Origin of the sequence: Flavobacterium filum DSM 17961, assembly GCF_000425465.1 — a bacterium.
Taxonomy (GTDB): domain Bacteria; phylum Bacteroidota; class Bacteroidia; order Flavobacteriales; family Flavobacteriaceae; genus Flavobacterium; species Flavobacterium filum.
Map to the genome: position 1 here is coordinate 187,037 of NZ_AUDM01000003.1, position 15,267 is coordinate 202,303.

Consider the following 15,267-nt stretch of genomic DNA (forward strand, 5'->3'; position numbering starts at 1 on the left):
CTTTGTTTTGAGATAAAAAAAAAGACGGTTGAATAGTTTATCGGTTTTGGATTTTATATTTTTGAAGAAATTTCTTTTGAATGTTTAATATATTTCTTCTTTCATTAAAAATGAGTGGTTTTCCTATAAAGAAAGCTATGAAAGAATTTGAGGAAATAGTAAAAATACCTGAAAAGGATTATGAAAAATATATTGTAAACAAAAAGAAGGAAATTGTAGAATTCCACTTACAAAACAATTCGTTTTATTGTACTTTAAACAAAGGAAAATCATTTAATTCTTGGAATGAATTACCAGTACTAACTAAAAAAGACTTACAAAAACCTCTTAAGGAGAGACTTTCCAATGGTTATTTAGAAAAAAATGTTTTTGTAAATAAAACATCCGGTTCAAGTGGTGATCCTTTTATTTTTGCTAAAGATAAAAAAGCTCATGCAATTACATGGGCTTCAATACTTCATCGTTTTGGATGGTATGGAATTGACTTTAACAGTTCCTTTCAAGCTCGATTTTATGGAATTCCTCTCGATTTTTATGGTTATTATAAAGAACGTTTAAAGGATTTTTTAAGTCATCGATATCGTTTTCCTATATTCGATTTATCAGAGAAAGTTTTGGATACAATATTGATACAATTTAAAAATAAAAAATTTAATTATATCAATGGCTACACTAGTTCAATAGTATTATTTGGTAAATATTTACAAGAAAAAAACATCATTCTAACTGATGTTTGTCCAACTCTTAAGATTTGCATGGTAACTTCAGAAATGCTTTTTGAAGATGATAGAAAAATGTTGGAAAAATATTTAGGCATTCCTATCATAAATGAATATGGTGCATCAGAACTAGACTTAATTGCGTTTGAAAACCCAAAAGGTGAATGGCAAGTAAATACTGAAACTATTTTTGTTGAAATCTTAGATGAGAACAATTTGCCAGTTCCACACGGGAAAGAAGGTAAAATTGTAATTACTTCATTATATAATTTCGCACATCCTTTTATTCGATATGAAATTGGCGATATTGGAATAATTGATGAAAAAAGTACACTTAAAAATGTTTATTTAAAAAAATTAATTGGGAGAACTAATGATTTTGCTGTCTTACCAAGTGGTAAAAAATCACCCGGTTTAACCTTTTATTATGTGACAAAAAGCATAATAAAAGACGATGGCAACGTAAAAGAATTCATAATCAGACAAAAAAAGATTGATCACTTTGAAATAGATTATGTAAGTTCTACAGAATTAAATGAAATCCAAATTAAAGAAATTGAAAAATCAATTGCCGAATATTTAGAACCAGGTTTAACGTTTACTTATAACAGAAAAACAATTTTAGAACGAACAAAAAGTGGTAAGTTAAAACAATTTCAAACTGATATTAAATAAAAAAGTATTAGAAATTAAACCAAAATTATAAGCAACCCTTTTTAACTTTCACTTTTCTTTTTTGATGTATGAAGGCTTTACAAACAATTGAATAAATAAAAAAATAATTATACTTATAATTGCAACAAATACATTACAATTATGATGCTCTCGATATACTTTGTAGTTGTATTTAATTAAATCTAATTTTGAAGAAGAAATTGAATTTTTTCTTATCCTATATAAGGCCAAGCTTTCTTGAACAGGATAAGCTATTTTAATTTTTTTTAGAATAGTTAACCACATTATCCAATCTTGTCTTTTTCTTACATGTGATATTGAAATTTTGCCAAAAAAATCAACATCATAAATTCCAGTTAAGTTTCCTACATAGTTACAAAAATAAAGCTGCCGATAACTTAAGTTTTGAGGACATTGAATAAGTTTATTTAATAAAACTCCATCTTCATCAATACATTCATAAAATGAAAAAGTGAAATATAATTCATTTTTTTTCATAAAATTCAATTGCTTTTCCAATTTATTAGCCTTCCATAAGTCATCCGCATCAAGAAAAGCTATGTATTTACCTTTTGAGATTTTTACTGCTGTATCGCGAGCAATTCCAGCCCCTTTATTATCTTCAAAAATTATATTTTTTATTCTTACATCTTTTTGGGAATAGCTTTCAATAATTTGTACTGTTTCATCAGACGAAGCGTCATCTACAATTATCATTTCCCAATTGGAATACGTTTGATTTTGAACGGATTGAATCGTTTCAGCAATATATTTTGCAGAATTAAAAGTTGGAGTAATTATAGAAACTAAAGCATTCATTAGTATGCCTTTTCTTCTCCTTTGAAGATGTTTATAACGGTTTGAAAAATGATTTTTAAATCCATTACAAACGACCAATTTTCTATATAAAAGACATCATATTTAATACGGTTTATCATGTCTTCATCTGTTTCAATTTCGCCTCTAAAACCTTTTACCTGAGCTAAACCTGTGATACCGGGTTTTACATAATGACGAACCATATATTTTTTGATTCGATTCCCATAGGCTTTATTTTGAGACCAAAGATGAGGTCGAGGACCTACTACCGACATATCACCAACTAGCACATTGAAAAATTGCGGCATTTCATCCAAACTGGTTTTTCGCAAGAAACGACCAATTCTGGTAACTCTTGGGTCATTTTTTGATGCTTCTTTTTCGGTTGTATAATTAATTTGCATGGAACGAAATTTATAGCAAAAAAATTCTTCTTCATCCAAACCGGGTCTTCCTTGTTTGAAAAAAACAGGACCTTTTGATTCTAATTTAATAAGTATTGCCAAAATTGGCATTAACCATGACAATAAAAAAACAATGACCAACAACGAAAAAACAATGTCAAAAAATCTTTTAAACCCTTTAACTATTGGCACATGCAATAATGTTCTTTGCAATGAAAGTACCGGAAACATTTCATAATAATCAATCTTCAAGTTTTTGGAAAAAATTTGTTTTGTATCTGGAATAAACTTAATGGTTTTATTATTTTCATCAGCAAATTCTACTAACTCTTTGAGTTGTTCGTTTGTAATTTCATTTAAGGAACAATAAATCTCGTCTATTTTGTTTTCTACAACAAATGTCTTGACATCACTTACTTTACCTTTTATGTTTTCATTTGTTTTTTTGTCAGAAAAATAGCCATAAAAACGATAACCATAGTCATTTCTATTTTCAAAAAGTTCTTTTAGATTTTTAGCCTCTTCTGTATAACCAATTATTATTGCGTTTCTGTAATTACTACCGGTAATAATTCTATACTTTTTTAAATAATAAAACAATAAATATTTAAGTAAAACAATCAATATAAACGCACCAATCATATAGAAAGCAATAGCCTTTCCACTAAAAACAGATTCCTTAGCAAACGGAAAATACGCAATTATAACCAAACAAAAAACTACAAATTGTTTGAGGATTTTAGATAAAATTTCAACTGGTGTTGTAAAGCGGTAAACTTCATAAAAACCAACAATAAAAGCAATTAAAGACCAAGAAATAACAAGATATGTTTCAAAATAAAAAAAATCAAGTGATAGATTTTCAAAAAAGAATAAAGTTAAAAATACGATAACCAACAAGTCTAAAAAAACACTTATTGGTCGAATATATTTAGAATATCTTCCTCTTTGAGCTGCTACCATTTTTTAATGAATGAATCCTGAGAAATCTTTATGTTCCTCTTTTAAAAGTTCCTCGGTAGATAATGTTTTGAAATACTCATAAGTAATCTTCATACCCTCAGCTCTGGAAACTTTGGGTTCCCAGCCTAAAATTGCTTTTGCTTTTGTAATATCGGGTTGGCGTTGCAAGGGGTCGTTTATGGGTAAAGGATGGTAGACTACTTTTTGTTGCGTTCCGGTTAGTTTTATGATTTCTTCTGCAAAATCTTTTATGGTGATTTCATCGGGATTTCCAATATTTACCGGCATGTGATAATCGGATAACAAAAGACGGTAAATCCCTTCTACTTGATCGTCTACATAACAAAAAGATCGGGTTTGCATGCCATCTCCAAAAATGGTTAAGTCCTCACCGCGTAACGCTTGACCAATAAAAGCGGGAATAACACGCCCGTCATTTAATCGCATACGTGGGCCATAGGTGTTAAAAATACGAACAATTCTAGTTTCTAAACCATGGAAAGTATGATAAGCCATGGTGATGGATTCCTGAAAACGTTTGGCTTCATCGTATACTCCTCGTGGTCCTATGGTATTTACGTTACCATAGTATTCTTCAGTTTGAGGGTGTACCAAAGGATCTCCATATACTTCAGATGTTGAAGCTATTAATATTCTGGCTTTTTTAACTCTTGCCAATCCCAATAAATTATGTGTTCCCAAAGAACCCACTTTTAGAGTTTGAATGGGTATTTTTAAATAATCAATTGGACTAGCCGGTGAGGCAAAATGTAAGATATAATCCAGATTTCCGGGAACAAATACAAACTTCGTTACATCGTGATGGTAAAATTCAAAATGAGGTTCTTTAAATAAATGTTGGATGTTTTTTAAATCTCCGGTTATCAAATTATCCATTCCAATAACATAATAGCCCTCTGCAATAAACCGGTCACATAGATGCGAGCCTAAAAATCCGGCCGCTCCTGTTATAAGAATTCTCTTCATATTAATCTTTTTTTGTTGGCAAAAGTTGCGTGGCGGTAAACAAACAATAAAATGCTGTAAAAAAAACAACGCCTCTTTGTCGCCATAAGAAACTTTCTGTCAAAAATAAACTTATCATTAGAACTGCAAAAGCAATTTGAATAAAATCTTTTTGTTGTAGGGCATTTTTAAATACAATTGCAACCAAAAGCAATAAAATCAAAAAACCAAAAAAACCTAACTCGGCAAAATTTTGAATGTATTGGTTGTGAAAATTTTTATTTTGGTAGCCTTCTTGTGTTTCATTTCCTTGAAAAACATTATATGATTTAGCTTTTTCTTGTAGTTTTTTATAGGATGCATTCAAGCCGAAACCTGTCCAAAACACTTTATCTTCTTGAAACAACTCATAAAATAAGCGAGCTTGATAAACCCGAAAAGCGGTTCCTGGAAAAAAATCATTGGGTGAAAACTCTTTGTTTGTCCAGGCTTCATTGATACTTACTATTCTTAAACCCACTTCCTCTTTTGCTATTACGGTATGATTAATACTTTTTTCTGACTTTGCTTTTAATTCACTTTCTACAGAATCTTGAATTTTACCCGTAAAAAAAACACTTCCAATAAACAAAATAAAGACTATTAGGTTTCGAAGCCTCAATTGTTTTCCTGTTTTGGTGAAATAAAACAAATAAACAATAAAAAGCAGTAAAAAAGTAATTAAAATAGCATAGGCAGATAATAATATCATAAAAACAAATAACAATAAAAGCGAAAGAGTTGTTAAATAACTTCTTTGGTTTTGCTGAATTAAAATGAAAAAAGCCATACCAACGTATACCGAGACATGAACCGCATTCAGTTCTTTAGGAACCAATCCGTGAAAGAAAAAAACGGAGACATCTTGTGAAATAATAAAAAGACTGAAAGCTTTTAGTGTAAAAAACAAACAATAAATCACAATAGAATAACTGTAAATTCTCAAAATTAGACTCAACTGTTTCCTACTGAAAGGCTTTGAAAGCATAAATAAAACAGGCACTAAAAGAAAAGCCGTAAATCGGGGTAATGCTCTTAAAGACCTCTCTAAATCTATACTCCAACTCAGAGAAAGAATTGTCATAAAAAATAAAACTATGAGCGGAAATAAATTTTTAACCCAATGCACATTTTCTCTTTTAAAAGAGAAAATGACAGATAGAGCATACAAAACTAGCATCACATTGTTCAATCCATTGTGCAGTGGCAAGGTAACCAAAAGCAATACCATGGGTAAAAAGGAATGGTGATTTTTAGATTCAAAAAGTATATCCTTAAAAAAAGTATTTATTGAATGTTGAGCTTTATACATGTTCTACATTTGAAATAAAATAATTCAAACCCTTTGCAAGGTACTATTTTTTTCATAATACTGGTAATTTTTACTATTGACTACTCAAAAATGTAATTAAATAACACTTTAGATTATATTTGCATTCAATCTCGTATATTGCCAATTGATTTAAAATTTGACATAGAATCAATTTATTGTGTTAGCATAAGTGAATTTTAACCCCTTTCCATTTGATGCAAAAATTTCGAATTTTATTTCAAAACAATTTATTTTTAAGCGGTGTCTATAAAGGTATATCAGGTCTATCCCTTTTTATATCCATTCCGCTTTTAATACAGTTTTTGGGAGAAAACAGTTTTAGTATTTGGGTTCTAATATTTGCTTTGTTTCAGTGGATTCTATTAATGGACTTGGGTATTTCAAGTGTACTCAAAACCAAAATTCCGGTTCTAAAATTAGAGAATAATCCCTCGCAATTAAACGCTTACATTAAATCAACGTATAAAATTACAACTGGTATTGCCTTCTTTTCTTTCTTAATTTTTTCAGTATTAATTTATTTTTTTGATATAACGAACATTTTAAACATTACCGGTTTTTCACTTGGATTTATTCAGTTTCTTTTTGTTTTAAACATAGGTTTTTTTTGTGTTCAATTTATTCTCAATACTCACAAGTCTCTTTACGTAGGTTTTTTAAAAGGAAAATATGCCGAAAAATCAATTGCCGTTAATCAAATTTTTTTGTTGATATCCTTGGTTTCCCTTTACTTATGGGGAAACGATTTTGATGCAGATACTAAATTACTTATGGTTTCTATTTGTAATGGTATTGTAGGGATTGGTGTGCATTTAGGGTATACGATGCACTTGTTTAAAAGTGAAAAAATTTCGTTTCAAAAAAGAACAAAATCACCTAAAAATTTCTTGAAAGAACTTTACCTGATGGGTATAAAGTTTATGATTATACAAGTGTGCTTTATTTTTATTTTTAATTCTGACACCTATTTAATCAGTTATTTTTTTGGTTCAACCGAGGTAGTTTCTTATGAGATTTTGACCAAATATTTTCAATTTCCACTAATGGTTTTAATGGCGGCTATGTCTCCCTTATGGTCTATTTTTGCTAAAAAATATTATGAAAAAGAATACCATTGGTTGCTTGACGGTTTTCGCAAATTCAACTTAGGGTTTTTAGTTATTTCTTTATTATTTGTATTTTTTGCTTTGTTAGCTCCATGGATATTTCCTCTTTGGATTTCACCTGATTTTAACTATTCTCAAACGTTATTCATTTCAATTGGATTCTTAACCTTATTTCGATTGTATTCGCTTTTTTATGGTTTTTTTCTAAGTGGTATCGGAGAATTAAAGAGGTACATCCTAACCTTGGTAGTAAGTGTCTTGTTAAAAATTCCCATCACCTATTTTCTTATTCAATTTCATTTTGGAGTTTCTTCAGTAGCTATAGCTTCTGCAGTTTTGGTATTCATTTGGTGCTTTTTACAACCCTGGGAATCATACAGAATTGTAAAAAAGAATCTCACACACAAAATCATTTGAAAAAATTTCTATATCTTTCCGCACCATAGTCAAAAATTAAATAAACAAACCAAACTTAAATGAACAAACTTTCTATAATAATACCTGCTTACAACGAAGGTCCAACTATTCATTTTATATTAGATAAACTTCAAAATGTTACATTACCTAATGGCATTGAAAAAGAAATCATTATTGTAAACGATTGTTCTAAAGACAATACTGAGGAAGCTATTTTAAAATACATTGAAACTCATCCTGATATGTCGATTCAATACTTTAAACATGAGGTAAACAAAGGCAAAGGAGCTGCACTACACACCGGAATTAGTAAAGCTACAGGTGAATATTTAATTATTCAGGATGCAGATTTAGAATACGACCCCAATGAATTTAATTTGTTGATTCAACCGGTTTTAGATGGTTTTGCCGATGTAGTGTATGGTAGCCGTTTTATGGGCGGAAATCCACATAGAATTTCTTTCTTTTGGCACACTATAGGTAATAAATTTTTAACTTTTTTATCTAACATGTTTACCAATCTTAATCTTACAGATATGGAAACGTGTTACAAGCTTTTCAATACCAATATCATTCAACAAATTCCGCTTCGTGAAAAACGTTTTGGCTTTGAACCAGAGATAACCGCTAAAATTTCGCGAATACCAAAAATTAGAATTTATGAAGTGGGTATCTCTTATTACGGAAGAACCTATGAAGAAGGAAAAAAAATTGGTTGGAAAGATGGCTTTAGAGCTATTTATTGCATTTTAAAATATGGTTTATTCAAGATAAATTAAGATTATGAGTTTAAAAGAAATTGATCTTGAAGGAATGGAAACCCTTCATGTTATAGAAAAAGCGAATAAATTCAACAGATGGATGTATGAAACAATAAAACCGTTTTGTAAGGGTAGAATCTTAGAGATTGGTTGTGGAATAGGTAATATTTCTGAATTTTTTATACAAGACTCTCAAGATATTGTTCTAAGCGATTTAAGAGAAAATTACCTTGAAATTGTTTCAAAAAAATTTACAAATCCAACTATTAAAATAAATCTAATTGATCCTGAATTTGACACGAAATATGATGAAATAATTGGAACATTTGATACCGTTTTCGCTTTGAATGTAATTGAACATATTGAAGACGATAGGCAAGCAATAGCTAATTGTAAAAAGTTATTAAAAAAAGGAGGTAGTCTCATTATTTTAGTACCTGCTTATCAATTTTTATTCAATAACTTCGACAAAGAACTTGAACATTTCAGACGTTATACAAGAAAAAAAATTGAAACTGTAATTGCTGAAAATAATCTAGAAATTGTCAACTCTTTTTATTTTAATTTTATTGGGATTATAGGTTGGTATATATCTGGATCAATATTGAAGAAAAAAACCATACCAGAAAATCAAATGGGATTATTTAATTTATTGGTTCCTGTTTTTAGATGGGCAGATAAAATTATACTAAACAAAATAGGGTTATCTGTTATATGTGTATCCAAAAAAGTTTAAACAATGCTTATTTTACTCTTTTGTTTTAGTGTTATAATCTTTCTCTCGATATCTTTTGGAGGAATGGCTCTCAAACTATTTGATACCAAACAAAGAACTAAATATAGTTTAATAGATCATTTCTTTATAGGGATTTGCTTTATTGGAACTATTTTAAATTTCATTTCTGTTTTTAGTCCAATCACATTTTATACTTTAATTTTTATTTCTGTTCCATCAGTAATTTTCTTCTACAAACACAAATCTTTTTTTATTGGGAAATTTCAGATTTACAATTTTAAATGGTTTAAAAGAAATAAAAAAACCGTAGGATTAATTGTTGGTTTACTAATTCTTACATTACTAGTATCGGTTTTAGTTCCACAAAATTATGACTCTTATCTGTATCATATCAACGCAATTCAATGGATAGAAAACTACAAGGTTGTTCCAGGCTTAGCAAATTTACATGATCGCTTTGGATTAAACTCAAGTGTTTTTACTTTAAGTGCCTGTTTTTCTTTTTACGAACTATATAATCAATACATTTTTCCGGTAAACTCTTGTGTTTATTTTGTTTTTGGTATATGGATTTTTAAAAGCATTTTTAATATTTCTAAGTCCAAAGGTTTACTTTTATTTGTTTTCTTCTTTTATTTTACAAAACAGTATTTATCAGATATTTCGTCTCCGGGAACCGATTTATTACCAAATATATTTGTAGCCTTTTTAATGCTTCAGATTATTGTAGATGTTAAATCGATTAGCGAAAAACAAATTCTCTTTGTAGTTGTTTCTCTTTTTTGTTTTACTTTAAAAATATCAACTGCTCCATTATTGTTGTTAAGTTTTATTGCTTTAATTAACAGAGACATATCTATTTTTCAAAAAGTTAAATCTTTTTTAATAATTAGCTTTATATTAGTTTCTCCTTGGTTAATTAGAAATGTTATTTTAACTGGATATTTAATATTCCCAATGGAACATTTAGATATTTTTGAATTTGATTGGAAAATAAAAGTCGAAAAAGTAATTAGTATAAGGGAGTGGATTACATCTTGGGCTAGAATACCTTTTGAATCTAAAACTGAAGTGCTTAATTTAAGTTATACTGAATGGATTCCAAAATGGTGGAAATTACAAACAACAACCAATAAATTTCTTTTAATTTCGGCATGTTTATCTCCTTTAGTTATTTTCATTTTAACCAATTTAAAGTTGTTTTTTTTCAAAAGTAAATCTCTTTTATTAGTCTTCTTTATCTCTATTTTTGGTTTCGTTTTTTGGTTTTTTACTGCTCCTGATTTTCGTTTTTCTTTTTCATTCATTTTGCTTTTAAGCGTTCTACCATTATTACTACTTGAACCTTTATTTAAAAAATATGTTTTAATTTTTAAGAATGTATTTCAAATTTTAGTGTTTCTCGGGTTTTTTATCTTAATACAAGAAAGTTATCAAAAATTTAAAACAGAATACCGTTCTCTATCAAATACAAACAAATTCATCTATTTACAAAATGACGTTTACAATGTGAAATTTAAAAAAAGAATAATTTTTAATTCTGTATTAATTCCAAATAAGAAAATGGAATATCATACTATATATTACCCTGCTATAGAGCGTTCCCAGTGTTTTGACCAATTTCCTTGTACTTGGTTTTATCAAGATGATTTTGAGTTAAGAGGAGATAGTTTTCAAGATGGTTTTAAAGCAAAATAGGAATATTATAGATATTTTAAAAAATAAAATATTACAATCAAAACTTTAATAATTTGTACATTTGGAGCTATAAATAAGTTGAAAGCCCAAGACTAGAGATAAACCATAAAAATGAATTCATTCCTACTTCAAAATAAAAGCTTCCTACTCAAACTAAAACGCTTATTTAATTCGGTAACCCGCATTGAAATTTCAAAATATCCGAGTCCGGAACTAGATAGACGTATAAAATTGATTCAATCCAATCAAATAGATGTCATTTTAGATGTGGGTGCCAATATTGGTCAGTATGGAGGTGAGATGAGAAATTTAGGATTCAAAGGTCAAATCATTTCTTTTGAACCGATGCAAGAGGCTTTTACTAAATTGGCTAAAAATGCAAAAAACGACCCGCTTTGGGATGTTTACCACTCTTCATTAGGCGAACGCGATGGCGTAGCGGTTATTAATATTTCTAAAAACTCTGTTAGTAGCTCTTTACTAAACAACCTTCCACAACTAACCGAAAGTGCTCCCGAAGCCTCCTTTATCACACAAGAAGAAATAAAAATAGCGAAGCTTGATACGCTTTTTGATTCTTTGCAATTAAACGGTAAAAAAATCTATCTCAAAATAGATACCCAAGGTTATGAAGAAAAAGTTTTAGAAGGTGCTTTAAATAGCCTAAGTAAAATCAATGGAATTCAAATAGAAATGGCTTTTATTCCAAGTTATGAGGGTGCATTAACCTACGAAACCATTAAAAAAAAATTAGAAAACTTTGGTTTTAAGTTGATGGCTATTGAAAACGGTTTCTATGATAAAAAAACTGGAAAACAGCTCGAAGTTGATGGTATATTTTACAAACCCTAATTCTGAATACCAAATCCGGATTGGTTTAAATTTGAAAAAATTGGCTTTTGAAAATAAATATTAAAAAATATATTCTTTACTCTTCGGTTTTTGCCATTTTTACAGAAGCCTTTTTCTTTAATTATATTATTGATTGGAAATTATTGTATTTGATTGTTCTTTCAAATTTTTTACTCTTACTTAAAATCAATCACATCAAATTCAATCGCAACTTTGTTTTTATTCTTTTAGGATTCTTTATTCATGGCTTAGTTTGTTACACAGCCATAGGTATTCCCTATAATTTTATGCTTTCGCAAATCATTGGTATCGCGATAGTGGGATCTTACTTTTACAATGTGGTATCTCTTTTTAAAACCTCAGAAATCATAAAAGTTTATATAAAGATGAGTTTATATGTAGCCGTAATAGGATACATACTTTATGTTATAAATTACAACGAACCCCGCTACCGCTTGATGAGTATATTTAAAGAACCTGCTCATTATGTTGTAGTTGTTATTCCGGCTTGCTATTATTATTTAAAATCAAAGAAATATCTGGAATTTAGTATAATTTTTGGCACACTAATTTTATCAAATTCATCTTTAGGCTATATCGGTTGTGGACTTATGTTTATTCTGCCAAATTTAACTTTACGCAGAATGGGTTATCTAGTAGCACTTCTACCGATTGTAGGAGCTGTTTTTTACTATATTTACAGTGAACATACCTTCTTCAAAATGAGAGTTGATGATACCTACAACTCATTGAAAGTGATTCAAACCGGAAAATTTGACGAAAAAACAAATTTGAGTTCCTATGTAATGATTGGGAATTTATATATTGCCAGAAAAAATATTTCAGATCACCCTCTAGGAAGTGGAATAGGTAGCCATCATTACATGCATACTGAAAAATATTTGAAAGAAATGAGGCCTCCAGAGTATCTTAGAATTCAAAGAAGACATACCGATAATTCTTTTGATGCCAACTCATTAGCAACTCGGTTATTTTCTGAGTTTGGCCTTTTTGGAATTATCGGAGTATTTTTGTTTTTGTATTACAGTTCTACCGTTTTTAAAAGACCTGATTTGTTTTTTGCTCAAGGAGTATTTATTTATTTTTTACTAAAATTATTTCGAGATGGGCATTATTTCCCTCCAGAATTATTTTTATTTATTTGGCTTTTCTATTTTAGTGTAAAAGAACAAAAACAAATTTTCACCAACTCAAAAACTCGTGAAGCCTAAAGAAATTTTTCATATAGCTGAAGACTTAACTTATGAAAGCGGTGGTCTTAGAACCATGATTTCAAAACTTGACCATTATTTAAATTCATCTGATGATTTTAAATCCAAAGTTATTACCCTTCACAGAGAAGCTTCAGACTCTTTTCACGAAATTCAAAGTAAAAGAAATTCATGGCACTACAATTCTGATTTGGAAAACTACTTACAAAAGACAATTCAGTCCAATTCAATAATTCATCTGCATGGAGTGTGGATGTATCCACAATACATTGCCTCAAAAATAGCAAAAACCAAAAAAGCTCCATCTATATTAACTGCTCACGGAATGTTAGAGCCGTATTTGTTTCAAGATAAAGGTTTTAAAAAACAAGTGTATTACCATTTGATTTTAAAAAAACTACTTCAAAATACAACTGTTTTACATGCTATCACGAGTAATGAAAAAGAAAATCTATACCGTTTAAGTGGTCATAAAAACATTGTTGAAATCCCTAATTTAATTTCAATTGATGAAAATTATAAAAATGATTTATTTATTCCCGAAGAGGACTATTTTTTATTTTTAGGTAGGTTTCATAAAGTTAAAGGAATTGAATTGCTCATTCAAGCATTTGAAAAAATAGAAAATAAAAAAATTAAACTCAAACTAGCCGGATTTCCTAATGAATATTCACAAACCATCAAAAAACTCATAGAATCTAAAAATTTAAATTCCCGAATTGAATGTATTGGAGAATGTATTGGAGATGAGAAAGTGAAACTATTTGGCCAAGCAAGAGCCTTTGTGAATCCTTCTTATTCTGAAGTTATTGGAATGGTGAATTTGGAAGCTGCTTCTCTTAAAACACCTGTAATAACTACTTGGAATACCGGATTAAAAAAAGATTGGAATAAAAGCGGAGGGGTATTAATTGACCCCATAATAGAAGATTTAACCCATGCTTTAAATGAGGCATCACATTGGAGCACTAAAGAACGAATTAACCGAGGAAATCAACTTTCCGAATTTACATATAACGAATACTCTTGGGAAAAAAAAGGCTGGCTTTGGAATGAACTATATAACGATTTAAAAAAATAAAAGAGTTGTTTCCAACTCTTTTATTTTAATTCATCAAAACCGATTCTAATTGTTCATTTCCAACAAATCCAGGAGGATACTCACCGTTAAAATTTAAATCGTTACGCATCATTTTTTCATCCCACTTCATTCCAGAATTAGCATTGAAATAAGGAACATATTTTAGTGCACTACCTTCTAGCATTACTTTTTCATTATTAAAAACAGTTACACCTTTTAAATCCAAATGTTTTTGTTCTTTATTTGTGCTTAATGTAACTTGAAAATTTTCTAAATAGACTTGTTCAGGTAAATCAACAGTAATTTTTTGAGCTAAATCTTGACCTTTAACAGATAAAGATATTGGATTTTCATAATCCCAATAACCATCTTTTTTTATTACAACAGACAAACTATCGTCAAGTTGATAAACCGCTTCTAATACGATGCTAAACTTATCATTTACGGGTGCTGACACTTCTTTTTTTTCTCTTCCACAAGAAACGATTACAAGTGCAAAAACAAAAATTAATTTTTTCATGTTTAAATTAAATTAGCGGGACAAATTTATACATATTTTCTATTCAAAATTAAAAAAAAAATTATTTTTGGAAATTCTTTGACGTTACTCGTTTTAAAGACTTTATTTGACCAAAAATGAGTGATATTTTAATTAGTTAAAATTTACAGAAAAAAATTAATAATCCTTTAGATGGATATAAAAAAAAGCAATAATCCTACCGTTCAAATATTAGGAATTTCATTCATTAAAGGTAAAGTATCAGATGCATTTAACCTTTTAAAGCATAATGGAGGATTAATGACGGTACCTGCCGCACCGGCTTTAGTTACAATTAAAGAAGATAAAGCTTATTATGAATCATTACTAAAATCAGATTTAATAATTCCTGACAGTGGATATATGATTTTGATTTGGAATATAATTTCAAAGAAAAAACTTCACAAAATTTCCGGTTTGGAATTTATTGAGTATTTTACCAAACAATCTAATTTAATAAATCAGCACAGATTGATGCTTATAAATCCGAGTGATGAAGATGGTAGTATTAACAAAAATTACCTAGAAATAAACGGATTTAATAACAATACGATTTACAATTACACTGCTCCATTTTACAATAATAATGTTACGGATTATAATTTACTGAAAATGTGTGAGGAAGTTCAACCTAAATGGATTATGATTAATATTGGCGGCGGAACGCAAGAAAAATTGGGGCTATACCTTAAAGAAAATCTTTCTTTTTCTCCAGCGATAATGTGTACTGGTGCAGCTATATCTTTTAAAACAGGCAGACAAGTTAAAATGCCACTATGGATTGATTATTTATATTTAGGGTGGCTAGCAAGATGTATTTCTAAACCTAAAGTATTTATACCAAGATATTTGAAGGGTTTTAAGTTGTTATGTCTAATATTAAAATACAAATCTAAACCATATGAATCTTAATCAATTTATTTGAATT

General features: G+C 29.1%; 14 protein-coding genes. 9 read left to right on the forward strand and 5 right to left on the reverse strand.

Translation table 11 applies throughout. The annotated features are described in order from the left end of the window. Window positions 1–80: 80 nt before the first annotated feature. Window positions 81–1,394 carry a phenylacetate--CoA ligase family protein gene (locus H601_RS0100915; RefSeq protein WP_026709769.1) on the forward strand — a complete coding sequence of 438 codons (1,314 nt, stop codon included), beginning with the start codon at window positions 81–83 and terminating at the stop codon, window positions 1,392–1,394. 48 nt (window positions 1,395–1,442) lie between these two features. On the opposite strand, the gene H601_RS0100920 is transcribed toward H601_RS0100915, so the two are convergent. Genes H601_RS0100920 through H601_RS0100935 form a run of 4 tightly spaced genes read right to left on the reverse strand, consistent with a single transcriptional unit; the run spans window position 1,443 to window position 5,897 of the window. Then, window positions 1,443–2,213, reverse strand: a complete 771-nt coding sequence (locus H601_RS0100920; protein WP_026709770.1) for a glycosyltransferase family 2 protein — start codon at window positions 2,211–2,213, stop codon at window positions 1,443–1,445. Continuing rightward, window positions 2,213–3,580, reverse strand: a complete 1,368-nt coding sequence (locus H601_RS0100925; RefSeq protein ID WP_035655299.1) for an undecaprenyl-phosphate glucose phosphotransferase — start codon at window positions 3,578–3,580, stop codon at window positions 2,213–2,215. The genes H601_RS0100920 and H601_RS0100925 overlap by 1 nt, the downstream gene beginning before the upstream one ends. 3 nt (window positions 3,581–3,583) lie before the next feature. Then, window positions 3,584–4,567 (reverse strand): UDP-glucuronic acid decarboxylase family protein, encoded by a 984-nt coding sequence (locus H601_RS0100930; RefSeq protein WP_026709772.1) that lies wholly within the window; start codon window positions 4,565–4,567, stop codon window positions 3,584–3,586. 1 nt (window position 4,568) lies between these two features. Further along, window positions 4,569–5,897 (reverse strand): O-antigen ligase family protein, encoded by a 1,329-nt coding sequence (locus H601_RS0100935; protein ID WP_026709773.1) that lies wholly within the window; start codon window positions 5,895–5,897, stop codon window positions 4,569–4,571. A gap of 215 nt (window positions 5,898–6,112) precedes the next feature. Between H601_RS0100935 and H601_RS0100940 the strand changes: the two genes are divergently transcribed. The 7 genes from H601_RS0100940 (at window position 6,113) to H601_RS0100975 (ending at window position 13,801) form a co-directional block, all read left to right on the forward strand. Continuing rightward, a complete protein-coding gene (locus tag H601_RS0100940; protein WP_026709774.1) occupies window positions 6,113–7,441 on the forward strand; it encodes a lipopolysaccharide biosynthesis protein in 1,329 nt (442 codons plus the stop codon). Window positions 7,442–7,500: 59 nt separating this feature from the next. After that, the gene (locus tag H601_RS0100945) at window positions 7,501–8,220 is read left to right on the forward strand and encodes a glycosyltransferase family 2 protein (protein ID WP_026709775.1); all 720 of its coding nucleotides are present in this window, start codon (window positions 7,501–7,503) and stop codon (window positions 8,218–8,220) included. Window positions 8,221–8,224: 4 nt separating this feature from the next. Continuing rightward, window positions 8,225–8,938 carry a class I SAM-dependent methyltransferase gene (locus H601_RS0100950; RefSeq protein ID WP_035655301.1) on the forward strand — a complete coding sequence of 238 codons (714 nt, stop codon included), beginning with the start codon at window positions 8,225–8,227 and terminating at the stop codon, window positions 8,936–8,938. A 3-nt stretch (window positions 8,939–8,941) separates the two neighbouring features. Next, a complete protein-coding gene (locus tag H601_RS0100955) occupies window positions 8,942–10,636 on the forward strand; it encodes an LIC_10190 family membrane protein (protein WP_156900311.1) in 1,695 nt (564 codons plus the stop codon). A gap of 111 nt (window positions 10,637–10,747) precedes the next feature. Next, the gene (locus H601_RS0100960; RefSeq protein WP_026709778.1) at window positions 10,748–11,488 is read left to right on the forward strand and encodes an FkbM family methyltransferase; all 741 of its coding nucleotides are present in this window, start codon (window positions 10,748–10,750) and stop codon (window positions 11,486–11,488) included. A 47-nt stretch (window positions 11,489–11,535) separates the two neighbouring features. Beyond that, window positions 11,536–12,720, forward strand: a complete 1,185-nt coding sequence (locus tag H601_RS0100970) for a hypothetical protein (RefSeq protein WP_026709779.1) — start codon at window positions 11,536–11,538, stop codon at window positions 12,718–12,720. Further along, window positions 12,710–13,801, forward strand: coding sequence for a glycosyltransferase (locus H601_RS0100975; protein WP_026709780.1), 1,092 nt, complete (start codon window positions 12,710–12,712; stop codon window positions 13,799–13,801). The genes H601_RS0100970 and H601_RS0100975 overlap by 11 nt, the downstream gene beginning before the upstream one ends. Before the next feature lie 25 nt (window positions 13,802–13,826). On the opposite strand, the gene H601_RS0100980 is transcribed toward H601_RS0100975, so the two are convergent. After that, window positions 13,827–14,321 carry a hypothetical protein gene (locus tag H601_RS0100980; protein WP_026709781.1) on the reverse strand — a complete coding sequence of 165 codons (495 nt, stop codon included), beginning with the start codon at window positions 14,319–14,321 and terminating at the stop codon, window positions 13,827–13,829. A 171-nt stretch (window positions 14,322–14,492) separates the two neighbouring features. Between H601_RS0100980 and H601_RS0100985 the strand changes: the two genes are divergently transcribed. Beyond that, a complete protein-coding gene (locus H601_RS0100985) occupies window positions 14,493–15,251 on the forward strand; it encodes a WecB/TagA/CpsF family glycosyltransferase (protein ID WP_035655304.1) in 759 nt (252 codons plus the stop codon). The last annotated feature ends 16 nt before the right edge of the window (window positions 15,252–15,267 follow it).

Excerpts from the sequence above, each read along its gene's own strand:
- H601_RS0100960 (WP_026709778.1), top strand. The coding sequence starts at position 10,748 with ATGAATTCATTCCTACTTCAAAATAAAAGCTTCCTACTCAAACTAAAA.
- H601_RS0100920 (WP_026709770.1), bottom strand. The coding sequence starts at position 2,213 with ATGAATGCTTTAGTTTCTATAATTACTCCAACTTTTAATTCTGCAAAA.
- H601_RS0100915 (WP_026709769.1), top strand. The coding sequence starts at position 81 with ATGTTTAATATATTTCTTCTTTCATTAAAAATGAGTGGTTTTCCTATA.
- H601_RS0100950 (WP_035655301.1), top strand. The coding sequence starts at position 8,225 with ATGAGTTTAAAAGAAATTGATCTTGAAGGAATGGAAACCCTTCATGTT.
- H601_RS0100985 (WP_035655304.1), top strand. The coding sequence starts at position 14,493 with ATGGATATAAAAAAAAGCAATAATCCTACCGTTCAAATATTAGGAATT.
- H601_RS0100940 (WP_026709774.1), top strand. The coding sequence starts at position 6,113 with ATGCAAAAATTTCGAATTTTATTTCAAAACAATTTATTTTTAAGCGGT.
- H601_RS0100945 (WP_026709775.1), top strand. The coding sequence starts at position 7,501 with ATGAACAAACTTTCTATAATAATACCTGCTTACAACGAAGGTCCAACT.
- H601_RS0100955 (WP_156900311.1), top strand. The coding sequence starts at position 8,942 with ATGCTTATTTTACTCTTTTGTTTTAGTGTTATAATCTTTCTCTCGATA.
- H601_RS0100930 (WP_026709772.1), bottom strand. The coding sequence starts at position 4,567 with ATGAAGAGAATTCTTATAACAGGAGCGGCCGGATTTTTAGGCTCGCAT.
- H601_RS0100935 (WP_026709773.1), bottom strand. The coding sequence starts at position 5,897 with ATGTATAAAGCTCAACATTCAATAAATACTTTTTTTAAGGATATACTT.
- H601_RS0100980 (WP_026709781.1), bottom strand. The coding sequence starts at position 14,321 with ATGAAAAAATTAATTTTTGTTTTTGCACTTGTAATCGTTTCTTGTGGA.
- H601_RS0100925 (WP_035655299.1), bottom strand. The coding sequence starts at position 3,580 with ATGGTAGCAGCTCAAAGAGGAAGATATTCTAAATATATTCGACCAATA.